The sequence below is a fragment of the Capnocytophaga gingivalis ATCC 33624 genome (genome assembly GCF_000174755.1).
Taxonomy (GTDB): domain Bacteria; phylum Bacteroidota; class Bacteroidia; order Flavobacteriales; family Flavobacteriaceae; genus Capnocytophaga; species Capnocytophaga gingivalis.
Genome location: NZ_ACLQ01000023.1, coordinates 26,183 through 38,268 on the forward strand (window position 1 = coordinate 26,183; position 12,086 = coordinate 38,268).

A 12,086-nucleotide genomic window follows, 5' to 3' on the forward strand; every position below is an offset into this window, starting at 1 on the left:
ATACATAACCTATAATTATATTTTTATGAAGTACAACAACATTTTGGGAGCTATCGGAAACACTCCCGTGATTCGTTTGGCCAAGCTTTTCCCTTCACACCAAGTTTGGATTAAGCTTGAGAAGAGCAACCCTGGAGGAAGTATCAAGGATCGTATCGCCTTGGCTATGATTGAGCAAGCTGAAAAACAAGGGCTTATCAACAAAGATACCACTATTATAGAACCCACCTCTGGGAATACTGGAGTAGGTCTTGCTCTTGTAGCAGCTGTAAAAGGGTACAAGCTCATTCTGGTAATGCCTGAATCCATGAGTGTGGAGCGCCGCAAATTGGTCTCTGCCTATGGAGCTTCTTTTGTGCTTACTCCTAAAGAAAAAGGTACTGGGGGTGCTGTAGAGAAAGCCAAAGAATTGGCCGCTTCTATCCCTAATTCTTGGGTACCTCAACAGTTCGAAAACCCTGCCAACCCCGAGATACACCGCCTAACGACAGCACAAGAAATCGTGAGCGACTTCCCCGAAGGAGTAGACTACTTTATCTCTGGAATTGGTACCGGAGGGCATCTCTCTGGAATTGGAGAAATACTCAAAGCGAAATTCCCTCAGACCAAAGTATTCGGTATAGAACCTGCCACCTCTGCTGTGCTTAGCGGAAACAAACCCGGCCCTCACCCACTACAAGGTATCGGAACAGGCTTTATCCCTAAGACACTCAATACTTCTATCTATGATGGTATCATCACCATTGATAAAGATGAAGCTTATGACTATACCCGCCGCTTAGCCCGAACAGAAGGTATCTTAGCAGGTATCTCCACTGGAACTTCTTTAGCCGCTATCGCTAAGAAACTCCCTGAAATCAAAGCTAATGAAGTGGTGCTTACTGTCAACTATGACTCTGGAGACCGCTACTGGTCTGTAGCTGACCTCTTCGAGGAAAACCCTAATTAATGATTAATGACTCCCATTAGTATTGGAAATTAACCATTGAAGACTAACAATTATTTATGCGTTTACTTATCCAGCGAGTCAAAGAAGCACAAGTAGCCATTGGAGGAAGGATTCATTCCCAGATCTCCCAAGGGCTACTTCTGCTTTTAGGTATAGAAGAGAGTGATAGCCAAGAGGATATTGATTTTCTCTGTAAGAAAACAACTCAAATCCGTCTGTTCAACGATGATAATGGGGTGATGAACCTCTCGGTACAGGAAGCAGGTGGTGCCCTAATGGTAGTAAGTCAATTCACCCTATATGCCCAGACAAAGAAGGGGAACCGCCCCTCCTACATTCGAGCGGCAAGACCCGAAAGGGCAATTCCTCTATATGAGCAGTTTGTCCATACCCTACAACAACTATCAGGAAAGGAAATTGCCACAGGAGTATTCGGAGCCGATATGCAGGTAAGCCTATGCAACGATGGCCCTGTTACTATCTTTATCGACAGCAAAATGCGTGACTTCTAAAGAAGAAATCACGCATTTTTTTATAAATAAGGTTTCGACAATATTTACGCTCTTACTGGAAGGTTCATCACAAGGTCTATATACAAGTTCACCTTGTCCTTGAGCTCCTTACGATTGACAATAAAATCCAAGAAGCCATGTTCTTGTACAAACTCTGCTGTTTGGAAGCCTTCTGGCAAGTCTTTTCCTGTGGTATCCTTTACCACACGAGGCCCTGCAAAGCCTATCAGTGCGCCAGGTTCGGCTATATTGATATCCCCCAGCATAGCAAAGGAGGCAGTCACCCCACCTGTAGTAGGATCTGTACAAAGTGAGATATAAGGCAAGCCAGCATCATCAAGCTGAGCGAGCTTGGCGGAAGTTTTGGCCATCTGCATCAGAGAGAAAGCAGCCTCCATCATACGAGCTCCTCCGGACTTGGAGATCATCATAAAAGGCAATCGGTTCTTGATGGCATAGTCGATCCCGCGGGCAATCTTCTCCCCTACGACACTTCCCATAGAGCCTCCGATGAAGTCAAAATCCATACAAGCAATAACAATCTCACGCCCTTTGGACTCTCCTACTGCACAGCGCACAGCATCATATAGATCCGTTTTCTTCTGAGCTTCCTTGAGCCTGTCTTTGTATCGCTTTGTATCCTCAAAATCCAAAGGATCCTTGGACTTCATGGTCTTGTCCAACTCGCTGAACTTCCCATCGAAAAGAATTTCAAAATATTCCTTGCTACCTATACGAACATGATAGCCATCCTCAGGGCTTATATAACAGTTCTGAGCAAGCTCTTCTGTTTCTACAATTTTCCCAGTAGGAGACTTGTACCACAATCCCTGTGGAATATCTTTTTTCTCCTCTGTGGCGGTCTGTATCCCCTTTGTTTTTCTCTTAAACCAAGACATATATTTTTCATTCTCTTAGCCCATATCCATCTCTGACATAGTTCTCTTTCACAAGATACATTCTAAGAATTTTTGCAGGGCAAAGTTACTATTTTTTTCTCAGATGGCGATTTCTTTTTATGTTAATATTGACAAGTTTTTATTCACAATTTATAACATATTGAAAATCAAATATATACGAATTCTTTGTGAAAAATATTTCTTTTTGAAAAAAATAACACCTTAAAATGTTTTTATTTAGAAATAAAAATGTAACTTTGCAGTAAATATTAAATATTACCGTTATGTCTAAAGTAGGAAATGCATTAGCTGCTCTGCTTGTAGGAGCTGCTATTGGTGCAGGAGTAGGAATTCTTTTTGCTCCTGACGAAGGAAAGAAAACACGCAAGCGTATCCGCAAGTCCTTAGAAGGAGTTTCTGACAATCTCAGAGATCGTCTCACTCACCTGAATGAGGATTTGAAGGAGAAAAAGCTCAAATTCAAAGGCACCTTGGAGGAAAATGTAGAGAAACTTCTTTCCAAGTCTAGCTATAAGGCAGAGGAACTTATCAATGCTTTAGAGCGTAAACTCGAGGACCTAAAAAAGGCCAATGCTAAATTTCAAAAATAACCCCTAAGCAAATCATTATGGCACTCCAGCAACTAAAGGAAACCGCACAGACCCTCCCCGATGAGGTACAGTCCACCTTGAATTCTCATTCAGAGTACTACAAGCTATATATATTCCGTATCATAGCCAAGTCCACTATGGGCTTTGTAAGCCTATTTGTGGTAGCCCTCTTTGTGCTAATCATTGCGTTTTTCTTAGCTTGTGCCTCTGCTTTTGCTTTAGGAGAATGGCTCGGTAGTATGGCCTTAGGATTCCTCATCATGGGAAGTGTATTCCTTATCATTCTATTTGTTATCTACAAATGGAGAAAGAGTTTTGTACACAAGCCTATATTAGGAAAATTATCTGAAATATATTTCAAAGAATAGTACTATGGAAAGAAAATACACCTCACTGGATGAAATAGAAAAAGACCTACACGCCCTAAAGCTTAAAAAGGACGTAGACTTGATGTGCCTAAAGACTGACTATCAGACTCTTGTACGCAATCTCTCCGTTTCTCAGTTGTTCTCAGACTCTGTCTCTGAACTTACACAAGCCTTTGTGAGCAAGCAGAAGAGCCTTCTTTCCTTAGCAGCAGGATTTCTGCTTAGAAGATTTTTTAGATAGGTAGTAGCCAATATTTTACACTATTTTTTTAAAAAAATAAGGTGTAAAATTTTGATATATGCAAAAAAGGTTGTACTTTTGCACCCTGAAAAAAGCGAGGTCTTGTAGCTCAGCTGGTTAGAGCACCTGACTCATAATCAGGGGGTCCTTGGTTCGAGCCCAAGCTGGACCACCTCAAAGAAAAAGCACTTACAATCATGTAAGTGCTTTTGTTATTTGTAAGTAGAACTGCCTTAAGCTAGGGATCACTATAACAATGTTATCTGAGACAACTCCTTCCCTATCTCTCTTATTCCATTTTGAATTTCTAAAAGTCTTTTTTCGGATGCCTTACTTTTCCCCGTTGCATATTTTCTTATCATCACTGGGCTAACGGCTATTCTGCGTGCCAACTCAGCCATATTGAGTTCAGGAAGCTGTTTGCTTATACCGTCCAACTCTATTTCATAGACAAACTCTACTCCATTTTTGTAACGATTGACAAAATCCCAATCATTATCTTTTTCACATTCCTCCATAAGTATTTTGTCAATATTTTTTGCTCTTCTTATATAGGGCGAATTGCCATTCGCCCCTACATATATCTACACTAATTTTATGAGGCTTTACTTATTAATCATAATTTGCTTAAAATCTTCTCTACAATCAGTCTAATTCATTAAAAAAATTAGAGACACTTTTTATGAGTAAAAAGTGTCTCTAAATTATTACAATTTAAAACTATTCAGTTTTATTTCTAAAGACAAGGCCATTGTCAAAGGAATCTATCAATACCAGACTACCTGCCTTGATCTTTCCTTGGAGTATTTCCTTGGAAAGAGCATTCATTACTTCTTTCTGGATAACACGCTTTACAGGTCGTGCTCCAAACTGAGGATCATATCCACGCTTAGCCAAGTAATCTATCGCTTCATTGGTAGCCTCCAAGGTGATGTTCTCACGGGCTACTAACTTGATGATACCACCCAACTGCAAGCGTACAATCTGCTTGATATTGTCCTGAGTAAGAGGTGTAAACATTACTATATCATCTATACGATTGATAAATTCAGGACGCACTGTTTGCTTGAGCAATTGTAGTACTTCTTCTTTTGCCTTCTCGGTGGCTTCCTCTGTATCCTTATATTTTTCAAAACTTTCCTGAATAAGGTGGCTACCCATATTGGAAGTCATGATAATAATCGTATTCTTGAAGTCGGCCGTACGCCCCTTGTTGTCTGTAAGTCGTCCTTCGTCCAAGACCTGCAAAAGAATATTGAATGTATCGGGGTGTGCCTTCTCTATCTCATCCAATAAGACTACAGAATAAGGGCGACGACGCACAGCCTCGGTAAGTTGTCCACCTTCGTCATACCCTACATATCCGGGAGGCGCTCCCACCAATCGGCTCACCGCATGTTTTTCCTGATATTCACTCATATCGATACGTGTCATGGCATTCTCATCGTCAAAGAGATATTCGGCCAAGGCCTTGGCAAGCTCGGTTTTCCCAACCCCAGTGGTACCTAAGAAAAGGAAAGAACCTATAGGTTTTTTAGGATCCTGCAAGCCTGCACGGCTACGGCGGATAGCATCAGAAACAGCCGCGATGGCTTCTTCCTGTCCTACTACGCGCTTGTGAAGCTCTTCCTCTAAGTGAAGGAGCTTTTCACGCTCGCCCTGCATCATCTTGGTTACTGGCACTCCCGTCCATTTGGCAATCACCTCAGCGATATCCTCACGGGTAACCTCTTCCTTGATCATGGTCATCTCATGCTTGTCGATTTCCTTTTGAAGCGCTTCGAGCTTTTCTTCCTCTTGGGTTATCTTCCCATAACGGAGTTCGGCCACCTTACCATAATTACCCTCACGTTCGGCACGCTCGGCCTCTATCTTATAGTTTTCTATATTGTTCTTGGCGGCTTGTATCTCGTCCACAAGGGTCTTTTCTCCCTGCCATTTGGTAAAGAGAGCATTACGTTCTTCCCTTAGGTTACCTACCTCAGCATTGAGCATGCGGAGTTTTTCCTCATCATTTTCACGCTTGATAGCCTCTATTTCAATCTCCAGCTGCATGATCTTACGGTCGAGTACATCGAGCTCCTCAGGCTTGGAGTTGATCTCCATACGAAGCTTAGCAGCCGCCTCATCCATCAGGTCAATAGCCTTGTCCGGTAAGTAGCGGTTAGGAATATATCGCTCGGAGAGCTCTACCGCTGCAATGATAGCCTCATCCTTGATACGTACCTTATGGTGTGCTTCATATTTTTCCTTGATACCACGAAGAATAGAAATAGCACTCTCAGTATCAGGCTCTTCGACCATTACTTTTTGAAAACGACGCTCTAGTGCCTTATCCTTTTCGAAATACTTCTGGTATTCATCCAAAGTTGTTGCCCCAATGGCGCGAAGTTCTCCACGTGCCAAAGCTGGTTTTAGAATATTAGCGGCATCCATAGCCCCTTCTCCTCCACCTGCTCCTACAAGAGTATGGATTTCATCGATAAAAAGGATGATATTACCATCGGAAGAAGTTACTTCTTTTACTACCGATTTGAGTCGTTCCTCGAACTCTCCCTTGTACTTCGCTCCTGCAATAAGAGCCCCCATATCCAAGGAATAGATTGTTTTATCTTTTAGATTTTCAGGCACGTCTCCATTGACAATACGGTGTGCTAGTCCTTCGGCAATAGCTGTCTTCCCTACCCCAGGTTCCCCTACGAGCATAGGATTGTTCTTGGTACGACGGGAAAGAATCTGAAGTACACGACGAATCTCCTCATCACGCCCGATGACAGGGTCTAGCTTGCCACTGTGTGCCAACTGGGTTAGGTTCTTCGCATACTTATTGAGCGAATTGTAGGTATCTTCTGCTGAAGCGGAAGTAACACGTTCACCCTTGCGAAGTTCGGTGATGACCTTTTCAAATTCTTTTTCAGTCACTCCCTGTTCCTTAAGCGCTTGTCCTACTTGATTTTTAACCTTGAAAATAGCCAAAAGCAGATGCTCTATCGAAACATACTCATCATTCCTTTTTTTAGCAATATTACTTGCTTCCAGAAGCACTTCTCCTGCGGCACGAGAGAGCGACATTTGACCTCCCTGTACCTTGGGATAGGAAGCCAAAGCCTTATCCACCGCCTGAGATAGGGTAGCGGTATTCACTTGCAACTTTTTAAGTACAAAAGGCAGTACGTTATTGTCCACCTCTTGGATACCCTTGAAGATATGCTCTACTTGGATATCTTGTTGCCCAAGACCCTGAGCCAGTTGCTGAGCTCTTTGGATAGCCTCTTGGGACTTGATAGTATAGTTGTCAAAATTCATTTTCTTTACAATTTAAGGGTTATAATTAATTATTAAGGAGTGAGGTTCTTAGAAATTAAAGAATTATAGAATTAGGTTGTTCTTTTAATTCTTCACTTTCTTCCCCCTCCTTGTCCCTTATCTATCAAGAAGTATTCCAAACCTCAAAAACTGACAAATTGGCATGTTTTTAAGATTTTATACTTACAGAAAAAGAAATTTATTTTGATTTTCAATTGATTAAAACATGTAAAAATGGCATGTTTTCTTATTACAGAAAGTATCTAATGAAGAAATATAATCTTGAGAAAGCATTAATAGACGCAGATGCAATAAATTGCGTCTTTGTATTCTGTATTAAAAAATGACAAACTGGTATATTTTACTCCTTGATTCGTCTTATTACCTTTTCTCTAAACTCCCTGATCAAATCCTTAAACTCCTCAGGCAGATAGGTAAGTGCTTTCTGCTCAATTTCTTTAGGAATACCATAATAAGCCTCGGCTATACCGCCTGTAATGGCGGCAAGGGTATCACTATCACCCCCTATGGAGACGGCAAGGCGAAGGGCACTCTCGAAATCGTGGCTTTCTAAAAAGCAGATAATGGCTTGTGGTACTGTTCCTTGGCAAGTTTCATCGAAACGATATGTTCGGCGAAGCTCCTGACAAGTCATAGAGAGGTCATACCCATAGAGCCAGCAGACTTTCTCTTTTATCTGTTCTTTGTTTTTTCCCTCAAGAGCCAAAGCAATGGCATAAGCGACACACTCAGCACCCTTGACCCCTTCTGGATGGTTGTGAGTACATTCAGCACTCTCGCGAGCAAAACTTAGCACCTGGTCCATGCTCCCTAACCAACCACAAGGAGAGACACGCATAGCAGAACCATTGCCAAAACTATTGTATGGTTGTGGATTTTCACTACGTATCCACTGACCAAAACGCCCTCCATAAGATCCCATAGGCGAAGGGTATCTCCTACACCAATAGAGCAGACTATCCTTGAAAGATTTTCCATGAAGCAGTGCATCAGCGATGGCGATGGTACATATGGTATCATCGGTAAAGCTATTATGAGAAGTAAACAATTCAAAATCTGTAGTATGGATATTGGCAAACTCATATCGAGAACCTACAATATCTCCTATAATAGAACCTAACATAATGGTAAATGATTAATGATTAATGATCAATGGTAAATGACCAATGACAAATCCCATTAGGTATTAGTCATTGGTCATTTATATTTTGTAGAAGTGGAGAATACGGGATTCGAACCCGTGACCTTTTGCATGCCATGCAAACGCGCTAGCCAGCTGCGCCAATCCCCCATTATTTTTCAGCGGCAAAGGTACACCTTTTTTCTGAATCTTCCTAATCTTTTTTTATTTTTTTCCCAGAACACTCTAAGATATAACAAATGAATACCTATACACAGATGTTTGTTACAGAAACCTTTTTCTCCAAAAATATTTTCGTAATTTTGCCCGAAGAATATTAGATTTTATTTCCCATACCCAAACAAATGAAGTGTAAGCTACTAAAAGACTTTTCCCTATTCTACCTTATGGCCTTCTTGCTATTGGTATTTATCATTTTCTTTATAGGATTCTTCCTCTATGGAGAAGAAGAGCTCTCCCCTACTGGTATCCGTTATCCTGTGATCTGGGGGATTTGCTATGCATATCAAGAAGTTTTTTACTTTGTACAGCGATATATTCCCTTATTCTTCCCCTGTGCCTTTCTTTCTGTAGCCCTATTAGCTTTTCCTTTGGGGACCTTGTTCGCCCTTATCATCAATGGGCTTCTTAACAAAATAGATTTGGAGAAAAAATAAAACTATCCTGAAAAAGCATCAAGATAGTTTTTGAAAAAGTGGTCTCACCAAGAATCGAACTTGGATCAAAAGTTTAGGAAACTTCTATTCTATCCGTTGAACTATGAGACCCCTTCTATTATTGAGGCGCAAAGATACAAAAAATAATGATTAATTATTAATTATTAATTGTTAATTATTAAACTGGCCTCTGTTTACTGACCTTTGGCAACTGAACGACGGATTTCTCCTATCCAAAGTACTATACTGGTAGCTCCGATGATAATAGCCCAATCCACTAATTGCAATGGAGTTACACTGAACATTCCTCCCCCAAAGGTAGTGATAAATACTTGTCCTAAGACAATTGCAGCAGCAATCATTAAGAAACCTTGGCTCTTACCTATATTATGGAAAGCACTCCTTCCTGTACGATAGGCTTTGGCATTGAACATATTCCAGAACTGCAAGAATACAAAAATGGAAAAGAACAACGAAAGTTCATAAGCCGATAGGCTTCCCTTGGGTGCTCCAAAGTGGAAGAAGTGGCTCATATAGTCCCCTAAAGAGAATTGTGTCAAGCTGGTAATATCTTCGTTTTTGAAATATTGTATAAATCCGAAGAGTAGTAATACAAAGAATCCACCTACCCCGAAGATCCCCTTGGCCATGGCACTGCTGATGATATTTGCCTTGCGTGGACGTGGCTTATCATGCATCACACGGTGGCTCGGTGGCAAGGATGCCAAAGCCAAAGCAGCAAAAGTATCCATAATAAGGTTCACCCATAGCATCTGGGTTACAGTCAAAGGTGATTCTACCCCTAAGAAAGCCCCAATGAGCACAATGATACACGCAGCCACATTGATCGTCATCTGGAAGAGAATAAAGCGCTGAATGTTCAAGTAGAGCGAGCGCCCCCACATCACCGCCTTGCCAATACTACTAAAGGAGTTGTCCAAGATAGTAATATCACTGGCTTCCTTGGCTACCGAGGTACCATCGCCCATGGAAAGTCCTACCTGAGCCGCCTTGAGCGCAGGGGCATCGTTAGTCCCATCGCCTGTTACAGCTACTACTTCACCCTTTTGCTGGAGCAGGTTCACCAAGCGCGCTTTGTCCAACGGACGTGCACGAGAGATGACTCTAAGGTCACTCACACGCTCCAAGAGGTCAGCATCGCTCATAGTGGCAAACTCAGCTCCTGTGATATGGTTGCGATCGGTACAGCTCTCGTCCCATAGGCGTATCTGTCGAGCAATTTCCTTGGCAGTACCTGGGGTATCCCCTGTTACAATCTTCACCTGAATGCCCGCCTGCATACATTCCTCAATAGCTGCAGGCACGTCTGCACGAACAGGATCAGAAATAGCTGTGACACCGATAAAATGTAATCCTTTGACTACTAACTTGCCATTTTCGGAGATGATCGCTTTAGGATCGTCTATTTCCTTGTAAGCAAAACCAATGGTGCGCATCGCCTGGTTTTGGTATTGGAGCAACTTAGCTTCGAAATCAGCTTGGGAGAGGTTCGAATTCAGTCTTGCGCCCTCCTGACAGAAAGTCATCACAATCTCAGGAGCCCCTTTTACATAGAGTATATTTTTCTTTAGCGTAGGTGAATAGATGAGCGTCGCCATATACTTACGCTCGGTGGAGAAGGTAAGCTGTTGTAGCACTTCACTTTCCTCACGTATAGGCAAGTAGTTGATACCCTTGCCATAGAGCCAAAGAAGAAGTGCCCCTTCGGTAGGATTGCCGAGTACACTGGGCTTTTCCTTATCAGAAAAATCAAGATAAGCAGTGGAATTGACCGCCATAGACTCGGCGATAAGTCGATCGGCGAAAGAACTATCTGGGAACTGATTAAAGTATGTTTCGTAGATAGTCATTTGATTCTGAGTGAGTGTACCCGTTTTGTCGGTACAGATTACTGTAGTAGCCCCCATGGTCTCGCAGGCATGCATCTTGCGTACGAGGTTGTTGGTAGCCATCATACTACGCATACTGTAGGCCAAGCTCAGGGTAACACTCATAGGCAACCCCTCCGGCACAGCAACCACTACTACCGTAATAGCAATCATCACAGTATTAAGTAGATACCCTCCGAAAGACACCCAATCAAGGTTATCCAAACTATGGGTAGGATCTGCAAAATAAACAATAAGTCTTCCTACGATGACAAGGGCAGCAATTCCGTAACTCACCTTGGTAATGAGATCTGCCAAACGGTCTAACTGCTCATTGAGTGGTGTTTTTACAGAATCATCTATCTGTACCCCCTCAAACACTTTCCCATATTCGGTAGCATCTCCCACCTTTTTTACCTCAAAGATACCATGTCCATCGGCTACCGAAGTACCGCGGCATACATAATTAGTAGGATAGGTAGCTTCTGCCTCGAAGTCCTCTGGAAGAATGCTCTTGTGTATGAGAGGCTCTCCTGTGAGGGTGGATTCGTTCAGGTGAAGAGATACCGCCTCCAACAACTCCCCATCGGCAGGTACTTCCTCTCCTGTCTCAATGATGACAATGTCCCCCACGACAATATCCTTCTTTAGCACTTGAGTGATGCGTTCATTGCGAATGACCTTGTAATAAATATCGTCATTGACCTGATTGAGGATTTCAAATTGCTTGTTTGCTTTTTGTTCAAAGTAGAAAGCGACTCCGGTGGCTAAAAGAATCGCAAAGAGGATACCCACAGGCTCTAAGAAAGCATGGATACCGGTATCATGTACTGTATATTCGTAGAAAGAAACTCCAAAAGAAAAGACCAAAGCCACTAATAGGATGATGATAATAGGGTCGGTAAATTTCTCTAAGAACTGTTTCCAGAGCGGTTCCCCCTCCACCGCAGTGAAGGTGTTTTCGCCATATTTTCGGCGACTTTCAACAACTTGGGCATCGGTAAGCCCTTTGTAGTGATGTTTTTCAGACATATAAAGCTATCATTTACAAGGGGCAAAAATACTATTTTTATCCGAATAAAGAGAGGTTTTAGTATTTATATTTTTCCCATGTTAAGAAGTTTTTCTCAATAAAAAAATTAGTTCCCTTCAGACTCACAGCGGATACCTTTTTCATCTATTCGGCAACACCACTTTACATAAGGATAGTACTCTGTAGTGTTTGCTGTTACATAGCCCGAGGCAATAAGGTCATCACGATTGTTCTGCTCATCACCATCGTCCATATAGATATTTACTTTCAAACCTTCGTATAAGGGTATAGGCTCTCCACATACATTCTCCCGAGCGTCTTTTTGCGAAAATAGCACTAAATCATGCGCCATTAGTTCGTTGAAATCTACAGAAAAAAGCAGGCGAGAATTTGTCTTTTCCCATAAGCTGTTTACAAAGGTATAAGCTATTTCATTCTCAGGTTTTATCTGTTGGAGTGT

At 42.0% G+C, this 12,086-nt stretch carries 11 protein-coding genes and 3 tRNA genes; 7 read left to right on the forward strand and 7 right to left on the reverse strand.

Annotation, left to right across the window (positions count from 1 at the left end; all coding sequences use genetic code 11):
• Nucleotides 1-25: 25 nt before the first annotated feature.
• Together cysK and dtd are read left to right on the forward strand one after the other, a co-directional pair.
• A complete protein-coding gene (cysK, locus tag CAPGI0001_RS09205; RefSeq protein ID WP_002669337.1) occupies nt 26-949 on the forward strand; it encodes a cysteine synthase A in 924 nt (307 codons plus the stop codon).
• A gap of 56 nt (nt 950-1,005) precedes the next feature.
• Nucleotides 1,006-1,461, forward strand: a complete 456-nt coding sequence (gene dtd, locus CAPGI0001_RS09210) for a D-aminoacyl-tRNA deacylase (protein WP_002669264.1) — start codon at nt 1,006-1,008, stop codon at nt 1,459-1,461.
• A gap of 44 nt (nt 1,462-1,505) precedes the next feature.
• Here dtd and accD read toward each other — a convergent pair whose 3' ends face one another.
• Nucleotides 1,506-2,360, reverse strand: a complete 855-nt coding sequence (gene accD, locus CAPGI0001_RS09215; RefSeq protein WP_002669238.1) for an acetyl-CoA carboxylase, carboxyltransferase subunit beta — start codon at nt 2,358-2,360, stop codon at nt 1,506-1,508.
• Between the two features lie 284 nt (nt 2,361-2,644).
• Here accD and CAPGI0001_RS09220 point away from each other — a divergent pair, with 284 nt between their 5' ends.
• From CAPGI0001_RS09220 to CAPGI0001_RS09235, 4 genes are all read left to right on the forward strand, one after another.
• Nucleotides 2,645-2,971 (forward strand): YtxH domain-containing protein, encoded by a 327-nt coding sequence (locus tag CAPGI0001_RS09220; protein WP_002669188.1) that lies wholly within the window; start codon nt 2,645-2,647, stop codon nt 2,969-2,971.
• 17 nt (nt 2,972-2,988) lie between these two features.
• Nucleotides 2,989-3,339, forward strand: a complete 351-nt coding sequence (locus CAPGI0001_RS09225; RefSeq protein WP_002669195.1) for a hypothetical protein — start codon at nt 2,989-2,991, stop codon at nt 3,337-3,339.
• 4 nt (nt 3,340-3,343) lie between these two features.
• Nucleotides 3,344-3,580: a DUF6327 family protein gene (locus tag CAPGI0001_RS09230; protein ID WP_002669290.1), complete on the forward strand. Its 237-nt coding sequence runs from the start codon at nt 3,344-3,346 to the stop codon at nt 3,578-3,580.
• Between the two features lie 98 nt (nt 3,581-3,678).
• Nucleotides 3,679-3,752, forward strand: a tRNA-Ile gene (locus CAPGI0001_RS09235).
• A 76-nt stretch (nt 3,753-3,828) separates the two neighbouring features.
• On the opposite strand, the gene CAPGI0001_RS09240 is transcribed toward CAPGI0001_RS09235, so the two are convergent.
• The 4 genes from CAPGI0001_RS09240 to CAPGI0001_RS09255 form a co-directional block, all read right to left on the reverse strand.
• A complete protein-coding gene (locus CAPGI0001_RS09240) occupies nt 3,829-4,098 on the reverse strand; it encodes a transcriptional regulator (RefSeq protein WP_002669266.1) in 270 nt (89 codons plus the stop codon).
• Nucleotides 4,099-4,300: 202 nt separating this feature from the next.
• On the reverse strand, nt 4,301-6,886 hold the full coding sequence (clpB, locus tag CAPGI0001_RS09245) for an ATP-dependent chaperone ClpB (RefSeq protein WP_002669173.1): 2,586 nt from the start codon (nt 6,884-6,886) through the stop codon (nt 4,301-4,303).
• A gap of 361 nt (nt 6,887-7,247) precedes the next feature.
• Nucleotides 7,248-8,030 carry an ADP-ribosylglycohydrolase family protein gene (locus tag CAPGI0001_RS09250; protein ID WP_002669160.1) on the reverse strand — a complete coding sequence of 261 codons (783 nt, stop codon included), beginning with the start codon at nt 8,028-8,030 and terminating at the stop codon, nt 7,248-7,250.
• Between the two features lie 94 nt (nt 8,031-8,124).
• Nucleotides 8,125-8,198: transfer RNA gene (locus tag CAPGI0001_RS09255), tRNA-Ala, on the reverse strand.
• 194 nt (nt 8,199-8,392) lie between these two features.
• On the opposite strand from CAPGI0001_RS09255, the gene CAPGI0001_RS09260 reads away from it, so the two are divergent.
• On the forward strand, nt 8,393-8,704 hold the full coding sequence (locus CAPGI0001_RS09260; RefSeq protein WP_002669185.1) for a hypothetical protein: 312 nt from the start codon (nt 8,393-8,395) through the stop codon (nt 8,702-8,704).
• A 39-nt stretch (nt 8,705-8,743) separates the two neighbouring features.
• On the opposite strand, the gene CAPGI0001_RS09265 is transcribed toward CAPGI0001_RS09260, so the two are convergent.
• Both CAPGI0001_RS09265 and CAPGI0001_RS09270 read right to left on the reverse strand, forming a co-directional pair.
• Nucleotides 8,744-8,815, reverse strand: a tRNA-Arg gene (locus tag CAPGI0001_RS09265).
• Between the two features lie 83 nt (nt 8,816-8,898).
• Complete coding sequence (locus tag CAPGI0001_RS09270) at nt 8,899-11,625, reverse strand: calcium-translocating P-type ATPase, PMCA-type (RefSeq protein WP_002669204.1); 2,727 nt, start codon at nt 11,623-11,625, stop codon at nt 8,899-8,901.
• Nucleotides 11,626-12,086 lie beyond the last annotated feature (461 nt).